Here is a 16,846-nt window from a genome sequence, read left to right on the forward strand (position 1 = left end):
CTCAGGCCTGCCTGCGCAGCCCGGCGGGCGCGATCTTCAGCGCCTCGCGGTACTTGGCCACGGTGCGGCGCGCCACCTGGATGCCCTGCTCCTCGAGCATGGCGCTGAGCTGGTTGTCCGACAGCGGCTTGCCGGCGTCCTCGGCGCTGACGAACTGCCGGATCAGCGCCCGTACGGCGGTGCTGCTGGTGTTGCCGCCAGCGTCGGTGGACAGGCTGGAGCCGAAGAAGTGCTTCAGCTCGAAAGTGCCCTGCGGCGTGTTCATGTACTTGGCCGTCGTCACGCGCGAGATGGTGCTTTCGTGCAGGCCCAGCTCGTCGGCGATCTCGCGCAGCACCAGCGGCTTCATGGCAATGGGGCCGTGCTGCATGAAGCCCTTCTGCCGCTCGACGATGGCCTGGCTGACACGCAGGATGGTGTCGAAGCGCTGCTGGATGTTCTTGATGAACCAGCGCGCCTCCTGCAGCCTGGACGAGAGTCCCGGATTGGCATGGCCGCCGCGCAGGCCCTTGGCGGCCTGCGCATACAGGTCGTTGATGCGCAGCCTGGGCATGACGTCGGCATTGAGCGTCACGGCCAGGCCGCGGCCGGTCTTGCGCACGATCACGTCGGGCACGATGACGTTGGCCTCGGCGGCGGTGTACGGCCGGCCGGGCTTGGGCTCGCAGCGACGGATCAGCTCGTGGGCCTCGCGCACGGTGTCTTCGTGGCTGCCGGTGAGCGCGGCCAGCCGCCGGTAGTCGCGCCGCGCCAGCGGTTCGAGATACTGCTCGGCGATGCGCAGCGCCACCTGGCGCGCCGCGCCGTGCGGCAGGGCCTTGAGCTGCAGCTTCAGGCACTCGGGCAGCGAGCGCGCGCCGACGCCGGGCGGGTCCAGGCTCTGCAGCATGCACAGGCCGATGCGCAGCCGGTCGACCAGCTGCTCCCGCGCCCCGGGGTCGTCCAAGCCCAGCATCTCGGCCAGGCGTTCGGCCACTTCCTCCAGCGGGTCGGCCAGATAGCCGTCGGCGTCGAGCGACTCGATGAGCACCGCCACCGCGGCCAGGTCCTCCGGCTGAAGACGCAGGCCCACGAGCTGGGCGCGGAGGTGATCCTGCAGGCTGCCGGCAGCGGCTCGCCGGTCGTGCGCCTCGCCGTCGTCGTCGCCCTCGCCCGCGGCGACGCTGCCCGAGGGGATCTCGCGAATGCCGTCGAAGTCATCGCCCTCGGTGCCGTTCTCCCAGTCGTCGCGCAGCGCGGTGCCGAACTCCTCGGCCCCGAGCTCAGCCGCGCCCTCGGCCGGCTCGGCGTCGGCCTCGGCCGGGCGGTCGGCGCTTTGCCGCTCCGGCGGCGTCTCGTAGGGTGTGGCGGGCGTGTCCTCCTCGAGTTCGAGGAAGGGATTCTGGTCGAGCAACTGCCCGACCTCCTGCTGCAGCTCCAGCGTCGACAGCTGCAGCAGCCGGATGGACTGCTGCAGCTGTGGCGTGAGCGCCAGATGCTGCGACTGCCGCAGCTGCAGCGTCGGCTTCACGAGCGGCTCCTGGCCGAGCCCACGTGTGCACCCGGCGCTGCCGGACGGCAGCGAGAGCCACCCCGGGGGGTGGCGAAGGCGCGTAGCGACAAGCCTCCGGGCCCCATCTCACATCTTGAAGTGTTCGCCGAGGTAGACCTTGCGCACCTCGCTGTTGGCGACGATCTCGTCGGGCGTGCCCTCGGCCAGCACGCGGCCCTCGCTGATGATGTAGGCACGGTCGCAGATGCCCAGCGTCTCGCGCACGTTGTGGTCGGTGATCAGCACGCCGATGCCACGCGATCGCAGGAAGCCGATGATCCGCTGGATCTCCATCACCGCGATCGGGTCGACGCCCGCGAATGGCTCGTCGAGCAGGATGAAGCGCGGCGTGGTGGCCAGGGCGCGCGCAATCTCCACGCGCCGCCGCTCGCCGCCCGACAGGGCCGGCGCGGGCGAGTCGCGCAGCTTCTCGATCGACAGCTCGTGCAGCAGTTCCGACAGCCGCCGCTCGATCACCGCTTCAGCCAGCGGCCGGCCGTCGGGGCCGAGCTGCAGCTCCAGCACCGCGCGGATGTTCTCGGCCACCGTCAGCTTGCGGAAGATGCTGGCCTCCTGCGGCAGGTAGGACAGCCCCAGGCGCGAGCGGCGGTGGATCGGCAGGTTCTGCACCTCGGCGCCGTCAATGCGGATGACGCCGTCATCGGCGCGCACCAGGCCCACCACCATGTAGAAGGTGGTGGTCTTGCCGGCACCGTTGGGGCCGAGCAGGCCCACCACCTCGCCGGCCGCCACCGCCAGGTGCACGTCTTTCACCACCACCCGCGGCCCGTAGCTCTTGCGCAGGCGCTCGGCCTGCAGCCGGCTGGTCGTGGCCTGGGGCACGGGCGGGGCGGTGGTTTCGCTCACCGCGGCGCGGCGGCGGGCCGCTCTCCGAGCTGGCGGCTGGGCTGCAGCGGCGGCACCGGCACGGCCGGAGCCGAGGCCGGCGGGTCGGCACGCGGGCTCAGCACAGCACGCACGCGGCCACCCGGGTTGGTGGCGGTCGCGGCGCCGCCCTCGACCCGGAAGACCTCGGCCGTGTTGTCCCAGAGGATGCGCTCGCCGATGATCTCGTCGGCCACCGTGCCGCCGCGCAGCCGCCACACGGCGCCGTTGCCCAGCAGGCGCAGCGTGTCGGCACGGCCGTCGAACTCGATCCGGTCGGCCGTGCCCTCGACCGTCTCGTCGACGCCGTCGCGCTTCTGGCGCCAGCTGGCCGGCCGGCCGGCGCTGCCCGAGGCGCTGGCGGCGCGGAAGCCGTCGGGCAGCGTGCGCAGCTCCACCCGTTCGGCCCGCAGCAGCATGCTGCCCTGCGAGACAACGACGTTGCCGGTGAGGACCAGCACCTGCCGCTGCAGGTCGAGCACGGCGTCGCGGGCGGCCTCGACGACCATGGGCTGTTTGCGGTCGGTGCGCTCGGCCCAGGCCGGCCCGGCCACGAGCAGCACGCCGGCAAGCAGGAACGCGATGGACGGGCGGGGGGGCGACATCATTGCGGCATGAAACTTGCATTCAGTATAGCCACAGCTTAGCCCCCGGCCCGGCAGGGGCCGAAGGCTGCGTGGCCTGCCGCCGCGCCCCAGGGCCGTCAGGGCCTCTGACGCGCCAACTGGATCAGGAAGTCGACCACCTGCAGCACCCGCTCTTGGCTGCCTGCCAAGGAGGCCGCAGTGTAGAAGCGGCCCTGCACGCCAACCGCAGGCACGCCGTCGATCTTGTAGGCATCCGTCAACTGCTTGGCCCGCGTGGCCTTGGTGCTGACGCTGAAGCCCTTCATGGCCTGCACCAGCCTGTCGCCGTCGACGCCGTTGTCCCTGGCGAACTTTGCGACGTCGCCTTCGCTGTTGAGTCGCTGGCCCTGCTGGTGCACGGCGTTGAAGACCTTGCGGTGCAACGCGGGCAGCACCCCGATCTCTTCCATCGCGTAGAACAGCCGGGCATGGAACTGGTGGGGCGCCATGAAGCTCACCGGGACTTGCCGGAAAGCCACGTCGGCGGGCAGCCGCTTGACCCAGGCCTCCAGGGCGGGCTCGAAGGCATAGCAATGGGGGCAGCCGTACCAGAAGAACTCCACCACCTCCACGGCCTTGCCGGCCGGCAGACTCAGGGGTGCGGGCGAGCCGAGCCGGACGTAGTGGGTGCCTTCGCGGGGCGAGCCCTGCGCCCGGGCTGCCCCGTGCAAGGCCAGGCTCAGGCCGGCGCTGGCGGCCGCGATGCGCTTGGAAAAGTCACGCCGTTGCATGGAAGGAAGCCTTTCGTCGGAATGCTGTGTCGGGAGGATGACGGCAGCGGCGATGGAGTGCCGCGGGGACCGGCCGGTTCCGTGCAGGAAGCGGCGTGTTGGTGAAGGGGTTCAGGGCTTTTCGACGCGCACGATCTGCGCCTCGATGCCGGCGTCGACGAGCTTTTGCTGTTCGGTGTCGGCCTCGGCGCGCGTGCCGAAGGGCCCGATGCGCACGCGCCAGACCGTGCGGCCCGCCTGTTCGCGCTCGCTGACGCGGGCCGTCCAGCCACCCAGTCCGAGGTGGGCCTTCTGCTGCTCGGCATCGTCGGCGCGCGTGTAGGCACCGGCTTGCACGAAGAATACGAACGGCTCCGCCGCCGCGGCGGCCGAGGCCGGCGACAGCGCCGTCTTGGGCGCAGCGGCGGGGCTCTGCCCGGCCAGGATGGCCGCCGGGTCGCGCACCGGCGGCACGGGCGCGGCAGGCGCTGCCCCGACCGCAGAAGCCGCCCCTGCCGGCACCGAGGAGGCCGCTCGTGAGGCAGTGGCTGCGCTGGCAGCCCGCTGCGCCGCCGCGCCACCGAGCGCGGCATTGGGGTCCCAGCCCCGGTTGCGCGCGGCCTCGGTCTGGTCCTGCTCGGCCGTCCGCTGCGGCACCTTGTCGATGAAGGGCATCGGCGCCTTGGTGATGTACAGCGCCACGGCCAGCGCCAGCACCAGGCCGATCAGCAGCCCGACCACCAGGCCCAATGTGAAGCCGCCCTTCTGGTTCATGCCACAGCTCCCTGGGGGGGCGACTCGCGGTGCATGGCCCGGGGCGCGGACACGCCCAGCACCGCCAGCGCGTTCTTCAGGACCTGCGCGGTGGCCGCCAGCAGGGCCATGCGCGCACGCGCCAACGGCGCGTCGTCGACGAGGAAGCGCTCGGCGGCATAGTAGGCGTGGAAAGCGGCGGCCAGGTCGCGCAGGTAGAAGGCCACATCGTGCGGCGCGAACTCGGCCGCCGCACACGACAGCATTGCCGGGTACTCGGCCAGCCTCAGCATCAGCGCAGCCTCGCTGTCGGCGGTGAGCAGGGCCAGGTTCGCCGCGGCGACGTCGCGCTCCAGGGCCTGCCGATCGCCGGCCGCGATGCCGCGCCCGGCGGCGTACTGCGCCAGCACCGAGCAGATGCGGGCGTGCGCGTACTGCACATAGAAGACCGGGTTCTCGTCGTTGGCCTTCAGCGCCAGGTCGATGTCGAACACGAACTCGGTGTCGGACTTGCGGCTGATGAGGAAGAAGCGCACCGCGTCGCGGCTGGTCCAGTCGATCAGGTCGCGCAGCGTCACGTAGCTGCCGGCGCGCTTGGAGATCTTCACCTCCTGGCCACCGCGCATCACCGTGATCATCTTGTAGAGCACGTAGTCGGGGTAACCGGCGGGGATGCCCGCACCCGCCGCCTGCAGCCCGGCGCGCACGCGCGCCACGGTGCCGTGGTGGTCGGTGCCGTGCACATTGATGACCTTGGTGTAGCCACGCTCGAACTTGGCCAGGTGGTAGGCCACGTCAGGCACGAAGTAGGTGTAGCTGCCGTCGGACTTGCGCATCACGCGGTCCTTGTCGTCACCGCAGTCGGTGGTGCGCAGCCACAGCGCGCCGTCCTTCTCGTAAGTCTGGCCGCTGGCCACCAGGCGCCTGACGGTGTCCTCGACGCGCCCGTCGGCGTACAGGCTGCTCTCGAGGTAGTAGTGGTCGAAGCGCACGCCGAAGGCCTGCAGGTCAAGATCCTGCTCGTGGCGCAGGTAGGCCACGGCGAACTGGCGGATGCCGTCCAGATCGGCCACGTCGCCGCTGGCCGTGTAGGCCCGGTCGTCGGCGGTCACCGACTTGCGTGCCGCAAAGTCCGCGGCGATGTCGGCAATGTACTCGCCGTTGTAGGCCGACTCGGGCCAGTCGGCGTCGCCAGGCTTGCGGCCCTGCAGCCGCGCCTGCGTGCTGGTGGCCAGGGTTCCGATCTGCACGCCGGCGTCGTTGTAATAGAACTCGCGCAGCACCTCCCAGCCCTGGCTCTGCATCAGGTTGCAGATGCAGTCGCCGAGCGCGGCGTTGCGGCCGTGGCCCACATGAAGCGGGCCGGTGGGGTTGGCCGAGACGAACTCCACCATCACGCGCTGGCCCTGGTGGCGGGCGCTGGTGCCAAAGCACTCGGCGGCGGCCAGCACCTCGGCCACGACGGCCTGCTTGGCCGCAGGCAGCAGGCGCAGGTTGACGAAACCGGGGCCGGCGATCTCCAGCGACTGCACCCAGCGCTGCACGGCCGGCTGCTGCTGCAGGCGCTGCACCAGTTCGGCCGCGATCTCGCGCGGGTTCTTCTTGAGGGCGCGCGCCAGCCCCATGGCGCCGGTGATGGCCAGGTCGCCGTGGCTGGCCTGCCTGGGGTTCTCGAACGTGGCGTCGGGCGCGGCCTGGCCGGTGCCGGCCACCAGCTGCGCGAACACCGTCTGCAGCGCGTCGCGCAGGGCCTGCGTGGCTTCGATCATGGGGCGGGATTCTACGGGGGGGCGTCGAACTGGCGGCTCCACGGCCGCCTGTTCAGCGCTTCGCGCGCCGCCCGCGCGGGCAGCATCGGCAGCCTGTGTCGTCCCGTCACGCCCTCCCCGCCCTGGCCCTGGCCCTGCCCACGGCCACGCCCGACGCCGGGCCGGCCGCCGACCCGGGGCTGCCGTCGCGCATCGGCAAGTACGTGGTGCAGGCCAAGATCGGCGAGGGCGCCACCAGCGAGGTCTTCCTCTGCCACGACCCCTTCAACAACCGCAAGGTGGCGGTCAAGCGCGTGCGCAGCCACGGCCTGGCCGACAGCCGCGAGCAGCACTTCCAGCAGCGCTTCTTCGCCGCCGAGGCCGCGCTGGTGGGCCAGCTCCAGCACCCCAACGTCGTGCAGATCCTGGACGCGGTGGCCGATCCGGAGACGCCCTATCTGGTGATGGAGTACGTCGACGGCGTGACGCTGCGCCGCTTTGGCCGCGCCGACCGGCTGCTGCCGGTGCAGCAGGTCATCGAGATCGGCTTCAAGTGCGCGATGGCGCTGGGCTACTGCTTCCGCCAGGGCCTGATCCACCGCGACGTGAAGCCGGCGAACCTGCTCGTCAGGCTCGACGGCGAGCGCATCGCCGACGTCAAGGTCACCGACTTCGGCAGCGTCTTCAACACCGCCGCCGACCAGACCCAGGTCTACCGCGTCGGCAGCCTGGCCTACATGTCGCCCGAGCAGCTCGACGGCGACGCGCTGGACTGTCGCGCCGACATCTACTCGCTGGCCGTGGTGCTGTACCACCTGCTGGCCGGCCGGCCGCCCTTCGACGCACAGCAGCAGGCGGCGCTGATGCACCAGATCTACCACGTCCAGCCACCGCCGCTGGAGGCGCTGCGCGAAGGGCTGCCCAAGGCCCTGGTGGACCTGGTGGAGCAGTGCCTGGCCAAGCACCGCGAACTGCGCCCCGCCAGCTGGGACGCGTTCGCGCACGCCCTCAGCGCGGCCGGGGCCGAGTGCCGGGGCAGCGCGGTCGATGGCCGCGGCGTGCAGCAGGAGGTGCTGGACTCCGAGCGCTTCACGCTGCTTCGCGGCCTGGAGTTCTTCGCCGACTTCGGTGACGTCGAGCTCTGGGAGGTGGTGCACCGCGCTGCCTGGCTCCGCCACGGCCACGGCGACGCGCTATACCGCAAGGGCGAGGAGGGCTCGAGCTTCCACATCGTCACCCAGGGGCGGGTGGACGTCTACCGGGACGGGCGCAACGTCGCCAGCCTGGGCGCCGGCAGCACGGTGGGGGAGATGGCCTACCTCGCGCCGAACCCGGCGCTGCGGCGGCACACGGTGGACATCCTCGTGTCCCAGCCCGCCACCACCCTGTCGTTCACGCCCGACAGCCTCGAGCGGCTGGGCCTGTCCACCCGGCACCGCTTCGACAAGGCCTTCATCAAGGTGCTGGTGCGCCGGCTGCACGAGGCGCAGGAGGCGGCGGCGCAGCGGCGTTGAACGCTGCGCCGGCACGCCGGCTGTCGCAGGGCCGCAGTGGACTGCACCGCGCCGGTCTGGTGCAATGGCTGCCGTTCGGGCCATGGATGGCCCACCCGTCAAGGAGTGCCCTGTGTTCAAGCCCTGCCTGATGGCCGCCTGCGTCGGCCTGCTGATGTCCACCAGCGCCTATGCGGGTGACTGCGCCAAGACGGCCGACGAGAAGAAGCTCGCTGGCGCGGCGCGCGCCAGCTTCATCAAGAAGTGCGAGAAAGACACGGCGCCCACACCAAGCGCGGCCTGCGAGAAGAGCGCCACCGACAAGAAACTGGCCGGCGCCGCCAGGACCAGCCACATCCGCAAGTGCATGGCCGACGAGGCGGCCAAGAAGCCCTGAATCCGGCCGTTCAGGCGGCGGCCCAGTAACCGGGGTCGCCGAAGCTGTGCTTCACGAAGTCGATCCACAGCCGCACACGCAGCGGCAGGTGGCGGCGTTGCGCAAACACGGCGTAGATGCCGTTGGGCGGCGCGGCGTAGGCTTGCAGCAGCGGCACCAGGCGGCCGGCGGCGATGTCGCCCTCGACCTCCCAGGTGCTGCGCCAGGCGATGCCCAGGCCCTGCACGCACCAGCGGTGCAGCACCTGGCCGTCGCTGCAGTCGAGCCGCCCACTGGGCCGCAGGTGCGTGAGCTCGCCGTCCACCAGGAAAGCCCAGCCGCGCGTCTGGCTGGCGTCGCTGCTCAGCGTCAGGCACTGGTGCCGGGTGAGTTCGGCCGGTGAAGCCGGCGTGCCGGCACGCGCCAGGTAGTCGGGCGCGGCCACGCACAGGCGGCGGTTGTCGGCCAGCCGCAGGCTCACCAGGCTGCTGTCGGGCAGGTCGCCCACGCGGATGGCGCAGTCGAAGCCCTCGTTGACGATGTCGACCACGCGGTCCGAGAGGTTCAGGCTCAGGCTGACCTCGGGGTGCTGCGCCAGGAAGCCCGGCACCAGCGGCGCCACGTGGCGGCGGCCGAAGCCGGCCGGCGCCGTGATGCGCAGGTGGCCACTCGCCTTCACGCCGCCGGCCGTGACACTGGCCTCGGCATTGCCCAGGTCGGCCAGCAGGCGCTGGCAGTGCTCCAGGAAGGCGCTGCCCTCGTGCGTGAGCGTGATGCGGCGCGTGGTGCGCACCAGCAGCTTCACGCCCAGGCGCTCTTCGAGCGCGTCGATGCGGCGGCCGATGACCGCCGGTGCCACGCCCTCGGCCAGCGCGGCGGCCGTCAGGCTGCCCTTGGTGGACACGGCCACGAAGGATTCGATCTGCTTGAGGCGGTCCATCGCAGAGCTGATTATGCGTGCTGGACGCACGAATAAATGCCTTCAAGCCCACTTAATCATCCGAGAGTTGCTGAATACAGTTCGTGCCATCGCCCTGAAAGCCGTCCTCTTCGACGCCTGCGGCACCCTGTCCGACTGGAGACCTGCCATGCGCACGCCCATCCATTCCCTGCACGTCGACGCCGCGCTGGCCGCCTTCGTCAACGACGAGGTGCTGCCCGGCACCGGTGTCGACCCTGCTGCCTTCTGGGCCGGCTTCGACGCCCTCGTGCGCGACCTGGCGCCCAGGAACGCCGCCTTGCTGGCCGAGCGCGACCGCCTGCAGGCCGAGCTCGACGCCTGGCACGAGGCGCACCCGGGTCCGATCGGCAACATGCCGGCGTACAAGGCCTTCCTCAAGCGCATCGGCTACCTGGTCGAGGCACCCGCCGACGTGGCCTGCACCACCGCCCACGTCGACGACGAGCTCGCCCGGCTCGCCGGCCCGCAGCTGGTGGTGCCCATCCTGAACGCCCGGTACGCCCTCAACGCCGCCAACGCGCGCTGGGGTTCGCTGTACGACGCGCTGTACGGCACCGACGTGATCCCCGAGTCGGGCGGCGCCGAGAAGGGCACCGGCTACAACCCGGTGCGCGGCGCCCGGGTGATCGACTACGCGCGCCGGGTGCTGGACCAGGCCGCGCCGCTGGCCGGCGCCTCGCACCGCGACGCCGCCGGCTACCGCGTCGAGGGCGGCCGCCTGGTGGTGGCACTCAAGAACGGCGGCAGCACCGGCCTGGCCGATCCCGCCGGCTTTGCCGGCCACCAGGGCGACGCCGCGGCGCCGAGCGCGGTGCTGCTGCGCCACCATGGCCTGCACCTGGAGATCCGCATCGACCGCAACCACGCCATCGGCAAGACCGACGCGGCCGGCGTCGCCGACCTCGTGGTCGAGGCGGCGCTGTCGACCATCCTCGACCTCGAGGACTCGGTGGCCGTGGTCGACGCCGCCGACAAGGTGCTGGCCTACCGCAACTGGCTGGGCATCCTGCGCGGCACGCTGGTGGAGGAGGTCACCAAGGGCGCGCGCCGCTTCACCCGGCGGCTGGATGCCGACCGGGCCTACACCGGCGCCGACGGCCGGCCGCTGGTGCTGCACGGGCGCTCGCTGCTGTTCGTGCGCAACGTCGGCCACCTGATGACCCACCCGGCCATCCTGTGGGGCGACGGCAAAGAGATCCCGGAAGGCATCCTCGACGCCGTCATCACCAGCACGATCGCGCTGCACGACCTGAAGCGGCTGGGCACGCCGGGCCTGCACAACTCGCGCACCGGCAGCGTCTACGTCGTCAAGCCCAAGATGCACGGCCCGGCCGAGGTGGCCTTTGCCGGCGAGCTGTTCGGCCGCGTCGAGCAGCTGCTGGGGCTGCCGCAGGACACCGTCAAGCTCGGCATCATGGACGAGGAGCGGCGCACCAGCGTCAACCTGCGCGCCTGCATCGCCGCGGCGGCCAGCCGCGTGGCCTTCATCAACACCGGCTTCCTCGACCGCACCGGCGACGAGATCCACACCGCCATGCGCGCCGGCCCGATGGTGCGCAAGCCGCGCATGAAGATGGCCAACTGGCTGCGCGCCTACGAGTTCAACAACGTGCAGATCGGCCTGGCCTGCGGGCTGCGGGGCCGCGCGCAGATCGGCAAGGGCATGTGGGCCATGCCCGACCTGATGGGCGAGATGATGAAGGACAAGGTCTCGCACCCGCAGGCCGGCGCCAACACCGCCTGGGTGCCGAGTCCGACGGCAGCCACGCTGCATGCGCTGCACTACCACCAGGTGGACGTGACCGCGCTGCAGCAGAGCATGGAGGCCTTCGCGCGGCGCCCCGACGCGCCGCAGATCGAGGCGCGTCTGCTCGACGCCATCCTGCAGGTGCCGGTGGCGCTGGTGCCCTTCTGGACGCCGCCGGAGGTGCAGCAGGAGCTGGACAACAACGTGCAGGGCATCCTGGGCTACGTCGTGCGCTGGGTCGACCAGGGCGTGGGCTGCAGCAAAGTGCCCGACATCAACGGCGTGGGCCTGATGGAAGACCGCGCCACGCTGCGCATCAGCAGCCAGCACATCGCCAACTGGCTGCGCCACGGCGTGGTGACGGCCGAGCAGGTGCACGCCAGCTTCCGCCGCATGGCCGCGGTGGTGGACGGCCAGAACGCCGGGGACCCGCTGTACGAGCCCATGGCCGGACACGGGGACACCAGCTGCGCCTACCGCGCCGCGCTCGACCTGGTGTTCCTGGGCGAGCAGCAGCCCAGCGGCTACACCGAGCCGCTGCTGCATGCGTGGCGGCTCAAGAAGAAGGCGGCGCAGGCGGGCTGAAGCCGCTGCCCGGGCCGCCGCTGAGGCCGCTGCCCTGGCCGCCGCTCAGGGCGCTGCGGGTGCCTGTGCCCGCAGCCGCGCCAGCATGTAACCCGCCGCCTGCGTGAGGTGCTCGCGCGCCAGCGCCTCGGCACGGCCGCCGTCGCCCGCGGCCACGGCGGCCAGGATGGCGGCGTGCTGGTCCCAGATGTCGCGCGGCTGCTTGTCGCGCACCAGCACCTCGGCCATGGCGCGCTGCAGCTGCGTCCAGTGCGCGGCCAGGGCCGGCGCGATGAGCGCATTGCCCGACAGCGCGTACAGGAAGCGGTGGAAGGCCTGGTCCGCGGCCACCATGGCGGGCAGGTCGCCCGCGGCCACGGCGGCGCGCCCGGCGGCCACCAGCGCAGCGCCTTCGTCCGCCGCGCGGGCGGCGCCGCGTTCGGCGGCGCGCCGCGCGGCCAGGCCCTCGATCACCGCGCGCAGCTCGTAGACCTGCTCGATCTCGTCGGCCACCAGCGGCGCCACCTCCAGGCCGCGGCCCGGCGCCTCGCGCAGCACGCCCTGCTCGCGCAGCAGCAGCAGCGCCTGCTGCACCGGCTGGCGCGACACGCCCAGCTGCTGCGCCAGCTGCTCCTGGATCACGCGGCTGCCGGCGGGCCAGCGGCCGGTGGCGATCTCGTCGAGCACGGCGTCGCGCACCTGCTCGGCCAGGGAAGGAGCCACGGCCATCGACTTCATGCCGGGGAGTGTACGCCGACCGCCTCTTGCTGAACTCTGAATTCAGAGTTCTAATCCTCGCCATCCAAGGTTCCACGGTCCGTGGTTCCCGTAACCCGTCCCCAACCTGCGCCCACCGACCCCCGGGCGCCCACCGCCGGAGGGCCCGATGGCCGAGAACCCGCACCGCAGCGTCGCCGAATGGGTGGCGCGTTTCCTCGTCGCCCGTGGCGTGGACCGCATCTACGGCCTGCAGGGCGGCCACATCCAGCCCATCTGGGACTGGCTGCACCGCCTGGGTGTGAGGATCGTCGACGTGCGCGACGAAGGCGCGGCCGTGCACATGGCGCACGCGCACGCCGCGCTGAGCGACGCCCGCGGCCCGGGCGGCGTGGGCGTGGCCATGGCCACCGCCGGCCCGGGCGTGACGAACTGCGTCACCGCCCTCACCAACGCCCACCTCGAGCGCGTGCCGGTGCTGCTGATCGGCGGCTGCCCGCCGCGCCCGCAGGACGACCTGGGCCCGCTGCAGGGCATCGCCCACGCCGACATCCTGGCGCCGGTGACGCGGCAGTCGCGCACGCTGCGCACCGCCGACCAGATCGTGCGCGACCTCGACAAGGCCTGGGCCCTGGCCCTGGGCGACGGCGGCGCGCCGGGGCCGGTGTACCTGGAGATCCCCACCGACGTGCTGCGCGAGACCGTGCCCGCCGCGGTGGTGCTGGAGGAGCACCTGCGCCCGCAGCACCGCCCGCCGCTGGCGCCCGATGCGGGCCTGGTGGCGCAGGCCGCGGCCGTGCTGCGCGCGGCCCGGCGCCCGCTCGTCGTCACCGGCCGCGGCGCCCGCGCCTCGGCCGGCTGCGCGGCGGCGCTGCACCGGCTGCTCGACGCAACGGGCGCCGTCACCCTGGACACCCAGGAAAGCCGCGGCCTCGTCGACCCCGGCCACCCGGCGGTGGTGGGCGCCGTGCGCGCCCGCGCCATGCAGGAGGCCGACTGCGTGCTGGTGGTGGGCCGCAAGCTCGACTACCAGATGGCCTACGGCTCGCCCGCCGTCTTCAAGGCGGCGCGCTTCCTGCGCATCGCCGACCACGCCGACGAACTGCGCGACAACCGCCGCGGCGAGGTGGAGCTGCTGGCCGACCCGGCCCTGGCGCTGGCCGCGCTGGCGCAGGCCGTGGGCGAGCCGGCGCCCGGGCTCGACCGCGCCTGGGCCGGCGCGCTGCGCGCCGAGCACGACAAGCGGGCCGCGAAGCACGTGCAGGCCATGGCCACCGCCGCCAACGGGGCCGACGGCCACATCCACCCCAACCGCATCTTCGCGGCGCTGCGCGGGCAGCTGGCACCCGACGCGATCACCATCGCCGACGGCGGCGACCTGCTGAGCTTTGCGCGCATGGGCCTGGAGACACGGCACTACCTCGATGCCGGCGCCTTCGGCTGCCTGGGCGTGGGCACGCCCTACGCCGTGGCTGCGGCGCTGCTGCACCCGGGCCGGCAGGTGGTGGCCATCACGGGCGATGGCGCCTTCGGCATCAACGCCATGGAGATCGACAGCGCGCAGCGCCACGGCGCGCGCTGCGTGTTCATCGTCAGCAACAACGCGGCCTGGAACATCGAGCGGCTGGACCAGGAGGTGAACTATGGTGGCCGCGTCGTGGGCACCACGCTCGCGTACAGCGACTACGCCGCGATGGCGCGCGCCTTCGGCCTGCACGCCGAGCGCGTGACCGACGCCGAGCGGCTGCCCGGGGCGATTGCCGACGCGCTGGCGCACGCCGCCCGCACCGGCCCGGCGCTGATCGACGTGGTGACGACGCAGCACGCGCTGTCATCGGATGCCGGCAAGGGCCTGGGCTGGGTGCCCGACCGCCAGGCGCTCACCGCCTGGGACGAGGCCGAGCAGGCGCGGAGGCTCACGTGAACGCCCCCGCGCTGCTGTCGCTGTCGGACTCGGTGGCCGCCCACGCGCGCACGCAGCCCGCGCAGCCGGCGGCACGCGACTCGCGGCGCGCGCTCAGCTGGGCGCAGTGGGACGAGCGCGCCAGCCGGCTGGCCAACGCGCTGCTGGGCCTGGGCCTGGCCAAGGGCGACCGCGTGGCGCTGCTCGGGTACAACGCGCTGGAGTGGCTGGAGCTGTACGCCGCGCTGTCGCGCGCCGGGCTGGTGGCGGTGCCGATCAACTTCCGACTCGCCGCGCCCGAGGTGGCCTACATCGTGCAGCACGCCGAGGCTCGGGCCTTCATCGTGCAGGACCGGCTGCGCAGCGTGGTGGAAGGCCTGCGCGGCGATCTGCCGGTGCCGCCGCAGGCCTGGGTGCTGTGGGGCCACGGCGCGCGGCCCGGCTCTGGCCACGAGGGCTGGCAGGACTACGAGGCGCTGATCGCCGCCGCATCGCCCGCGCCGCCCGCCGTCGCGGTGCAGCCCGGCGACCTGTTCGCGCTGATGTACACCTCGGGCACCACCGGCCGCCCCAAGGGCGCGATGCGCAGCCAGGGCGGCAACGCGCTGATCGCGCTGTGCACGGCGCTGGAGTTCGGCCTCACGCGCGACGACACGGGCCTGCTGGTGATGCCGCTGTGCCACGCCAATTCGCTGTACTTCGGCGTGACGTTTGCGATGCTGGGCGCGCAGATCGTCGTCGACGACCGCGCGAGCTTCGACCCCGAGGCGCTGCTGGCCACGCTCAGCCGCGAGCGCATCAGCTTCACCTCGCTGGTGCCGACGCACTACGTGATGATGCTCGAGCTGCCCGAGGCCACGAAGGCGCGCCACGACCTGGCGCGCGTGGGCAAGCTGCTCATCTCGTCGGCCCCGGCGCGGCGCGAGACCAAGCTCGGCGTGATGCAGCTGTTTCCCAATGGCCGGCTGTTCGAGCTGTACGGCTCCACCGAGGCCGGCTGGGTGACCGTGCTGCGGCCCGACGAGCAGCTGGCCAAGCTCGGCTCGGTGGGGCGCGAGTGGGCCGGCACCGGCGCCATCCGGCTGCTGGGCGCCGACGGCACCGAGGTGGCCGACGGCGAGGTCGGCGAACTCTTCTCGCGCACACCCTGGGTCTTCGACGGCTACTGGCGCAACCCCGCCAAGACGGCCGAGAGCTTTGCCGGCGCCTGGTGCTCGGTGGGCGACCTGGCCCGGCGCGACGCCGACGGCTACATCCACCTCGTTGACCGCAAGAGCCACATGATCATCAGTGGCGGCGAGAACATCTACCCGTCGGAGGTCGAGGCCGTGCTGGCGCAGCACCCCGCCGTGCAGGACGTGGCCGTGGTGGGCCTGCCCGACACGAAGTGGGGCGAGACCGTGTGCGCCGCCGTGGTGCCGCGCCCGGGCGCGCCGGTCGACCTGCAGGCGCAGCTCGACGTGCTGTGCCGCGAGCGGCTGGCCGGCTTCAAGCGCCCGCGCGCCTGGCGGCTGATCGCACCCGAGGCGCTGCCGCGCACGGCCACGGGCAAGGTGCAGCACCGCCTGCTGCGCGAGCGGCTGCTGCAAGGGGCTTGAGCCCTGCGGCGGGCTCGGGGCGAGCTGGGGCTGCCTCCGTTCGGGCCGAGCCTGTCGCACGCCCGGATGCGCCCCGGGCCCTCAGGCGCGCAGCGGCATCAGGTGCACCTGCGCGAGGTCGAAAACCACCGCCAGCGCCTGCCCGGCCTGCAGGCCGCGCCGCTCGCGGCCCGACAGCGTCAGCATCAGCGGCTGGCCGCCGGCCACCGCCAGCGTCAGGGTGGCCATGGTGATCTCGCCCTGGTGGCGCACGGCGTCCACGCGCGCCGCGAAGTGGCCGCCCTGGCCTGCGGTGTGCACGTCGGCCAGCGTGATCGCATCGCCCGGGATCACGAAGGTCACCGCGCGGTCGCGCGACATGCGGCCCTTGTCGCGCACGCGCAGGCGCACGGCCGCGTCGCCCGTGGCCGCATCGCCCCAGCGCAGCCAGCCCCAGCCGGGATCGGCGCCATCGCCGCCCTCCCACCAGCCGGGCCAGCGGTTGGCGATGCCCACCAGGTCGGCCACGCGGGCCGTGCGCGGGGCGCGGTGCACGAGCTCGGGCGTGCCGCTTTGCAGCACCCGGCCGGCGTCCATCACCACCAGGCGGTCGGCCAGCAGCCGGGCCTCGTGCAGGTCGTGCGTCACCAGCACGATGGGCACGGCCAGTTCGCGGCGCAGGTCGGCGATCAGGCGGTACAGGCCCTGGCGGGCCATCATGTCCACGGCCGAGAAAGGCTCGTCCAGCAGCAGCAGCTTCGGCGCGCGCGCCAGCGCGCGGGCCACCGCCACGCGCTGCTGCTGCCCGCCCGAGAGCTGCGCCGGCCGGCGGTGCATCAAGCCGTCCGTCAGCCCCACGTGGGCCAGCCAGCGCGCGGCCTCGCGCTCGCGCTCGGCGCGGGGGCGGTGCAGCAGCGACAGCGCCACGTTGCCCAGGGCGCTGAGGTGCGGCATCAGCGCGTAGTGCTGGAACACCAGGCCCACGTGGCGCTGCTGCGGCGGGCGCCACAGGGGCTGCGCGCCGTGTTCCCCGGCATCACCCCCGATGTCGCACCAGGTCTCGCCGCCCACCTGCACCCGGCCCTGCTGCGGCTTCATCAGCCCGGCGGCCACGCGCAGCATCGAGGTCTTGCCGGCGCCCGAGGGGCCCACCAGCGCCAGCAGCTCGCCCGGCGCGGCCTCGATGCGGCCGTGCAGCGGCATCGGCCGCTGCTGCTCGACCTCGAGCACCAGGCCCTGGGCGGCGGCGTCCATC

At 72.7% G+C, this 16,846-nt stretch carries 14 protein-coding genes; 5 read left to right on the forward strand and 9 right to left on the reverse strand.

What is annotated here, in order from left to right:
• Position 1 precedes the first annotated feature (1 nt).
• The 6 genes from KA711_04250 to KA711_04275 all read right to left on the reverse strand — a co-directional run bounded on the left by KA711_04250 (position 2) and on the right by KA711_04275 (position 6,274).
• Positions 2-1,510 (reverse strand): RNA polymerase factor sigma-54, encoded by a 1,509-nt coding sequence (locus KA711_04250; GenBank protein ID MCM0608190.1) that lies wholly within the window; start codon positions 1,508-1,510, stop codon positions 2-4.
• A gap of 108 nt (positions 1,511-1,618) precedes the next feature.
• Complete coding sequence (gene lptB / locus KA711_04255) at positions 1,619-2,398, reverse strand: LPS export ABC transporter ATP-binding protein (protein MCM0608191.1); 780 nt, start codon at positions 2,396-2,398, stop codon at positions 1,619-1,621.
• Entirely contained in the window at positions 2,395-3,024 is a 630-nt protein-coding gene (gene lptA / locus KA711_04260; protein ID MCM0608192.1) for a lipopolysaccharide transport periplasmic protein LptA, read from the reverse strand. Before lptA ends, lptB begins: the two co-directional genes overlap by 4 nt.
• A gap of 95 nt (positions 3,025-3,119) precedes the next feature.
• Entirely contained in the window at positions 3,120-3,773 is a 654-nt protein-coding gene (locus tag KA711_04265; protein MCM0608193.1) for a thiol:disulfide interchange protein DsbA/DsbL, read from the reverse strand.
• Between the two features lie 111 nt (positions 3,774-3,884).
• On the reverse strand, positions 3,885-4,526 hold the full coding sequence (locus KA711_04270) for an SPOR domain-containing protein (GenBank protein ID MCM0608194.1): 642 nt from the start codon (positions 4,524-4,526) through the stop codon (positions 3,885-3,887).
• Positions 4,523-6,274, reverse strand: a complete 1,752-nt coding sequence (locus KA711_04275) for an arginine--tRNA ligase (protein ID MCM0608195.1) — start codon at positions 6,272-6,274, stop codon at positions 4,523-4,525. The genes KA711_04270 and KA711_04275 overlap by 4 nt, the downstream gene beginning before the upstream one ends.
• 134 nt (positions 6,275-6,408) lie before the next feature.
• On the opposite strand from KA711_04275, the gene KA711_04280 reads away from it, so the two are divergent.
• Complete coding sequence (locus KA711_04280; protein ID MCM0608196.1) at positions 6,409-7,767, forward strand: protein kinase; 1,359 nt, start codon at positions 6,409-6,411, stop codon at positions 7,765-7,767.
• Positions 7,768-7,897: 130 nt separating this feature from the next.
• Positions 7,898-8,143: a hypothetical protein gene (locus KA711_04285; protein ID MCM0608197.1), complete on the forward strand. Its 246-nt coding sequence runs from the start codon at positions 7,898-7,900 to the stop codon at positions 8,141-8,143.
• A 10-nt stretch (positions 8,144-8,153) separates the two neighbouring features.
• Here the strand turns inward: KA711_04285 and KA711_04290 are convergent, their stop codons facing one another.
• Entirely contained in the window at positions 8,154-9,062 is a 909-nt protein-coding gene (locus KA711_04290) for a LysR family transcriptional regulator (GenBank protein MCM0608198.1), read from the reverse strand.
• A 148-nt stretch (positions 9,063-9,210) separates the two neighbouring features.
• Between KA711_04290 and KA711_04295 the strand changes: the two genes are divergently transcribed.
• Positions 9,211-11,415, forward strand: a complete 2,205-nt coding sequence (locus tag KA711_04295) for a malate synthase G (protein ID MCM0608199.1) — start codon at positions 9,211-9,213, stop codon at positions 11,413-11,415.
• Positions 11,416-11,460: 45 nt separating this feature from the next.
• On the opposite strand, the gene KA711_04300 is transcribed toward KA711_04295, so the two are convergent.
• A complete protein-coding gene (locus KA711_04300; GenBank protein MCM0608200.1) occupies positions 11,461-12,132 on the reverse strand; it encodes a GntR family transcriptional regulator in 672 nt (223 codons plus the stop codon).
• A gap of 148 nt (positions 12,133-12,280) precedes the next feature.
• On the opposite strand from KA711_04300, the gene KA711_04305 reads away from it, so the two are divergent.
• Positions 12,281-14,035: a thiamine pyrophosphate-binding protein gene (locus tag KA711_04305; GenBank protein MCM0608201.1), complete on the forward strand. Its 1,755-nt coding sequence runs from the start codon at positions 12,281-12,283 to the stop codon at positions 14,033-14,035.
• Positions 14,032-15,612, forward strand: coding sequence for an AMP-binding protein (locus tag KA711_04310; GenBank protein ID MCM0608202.1), 1,581 nt, complete (start codon positions 14,032-14,034; stop codon positions 15,610-15,612). Before KA711_04305 ends, KA711_04310 begins: the two co-directional genes overlap by 4 nt.
• An 81-nt stretch (positions 15,613-15,693) precedes the next feature.
• Here KA711_04310 and KA711_04315 read toward each other — a convergent pair whose 3' ends face one another.
• Positions 15,694-16,845, reverse strand: coding sequence for an ABC transporter ATP-binding protein (locus KA711_04315; GenBank protein ID MCM0608203.1), 1,152 nt, complete (start codon positions 16,843-16,845; stop codon positions 15,694-15,696).
• Between the last annotated feature and the right edge of the window lies 1 nt (position 16,846).

Source organism: Ideonella sp. WA131b, assembly GCA_023657425.1.
Taxonomy (GTDB): Bacteria; Pseudomonadota; Gammaproteobacteria; order Burkholderiales; family Burkholderiaceae_C; genus Rubrivivax.

Coding starts and splice junctions, on each gene's coding strand:
- lptA (MCM0608192.1), bottom strand. CDS start 3,024: ATGATGTCGCCCCCCCGCCCGTCCATCGCGTTCCTGCTTGCCGGCGTG.
- KA711_04265 (MCM0608193.1), bottom strand. CDS start 3,773: ATGCAACGGCGTGACTTTTCCAAGCGCATCGCGGCCGCCAGCGCCGGC.
- KA711_04270 (MCM0608194.1), bottom strand. CDS start 4,526: ATGAACCAGAAGGGCGGCTTCACATTGGGCCTGGTGGTCGGGCTGCTG.
- KA711_04275 (MCM0608195.1), bottom strand. CDS start 6,274: ATGATCGAAGCCACGCAGGCCCTGCGCGACGCGCTGCAGACGGTGTTC.
- KA711_04285 (MCM0608197.1), top strand. CDS start 7,898: ATGGCCGCCTGCGTCGGCCTGCTGATGTCCACCAGCGCCTATGCGGGT.
- KA711_04290 (MCM0608198.1), bottom strand. CDS start 9,062: ATGGACCGCCTCAAGCAGATCGAATCCTTCGTGGCCGTGTCCACCAAG.
- KA711_04295 (MCM0608199.1), top strand. CDS start 9,211: ATGCGCACGCCCATCCATTCCCTGCACGTCGACGCCGCGCTGGCCGCC.
- KA711_04300 (MCM0608200.1), bottom strand. CDS start 12,132: ATGAAGTCGATGGCCGTGGCTCCTTCCCTGGCCGAGCAGGTGCGCGAC.
- KA711_04305 (MCM0608201.1), top strand. CDS start 12,281: ATGGCCGAGAACCCGCACCGCAGCGTCGCCGAATGGGTGGCGCGTTTC.
- KA711_04315 (MCM0608203.1), bottom strand. CDS start 16,845: ATGGACGCCGCCGCCCAGGGCCTGGTGCTCGAGGTCGAGCAGCAGCGG.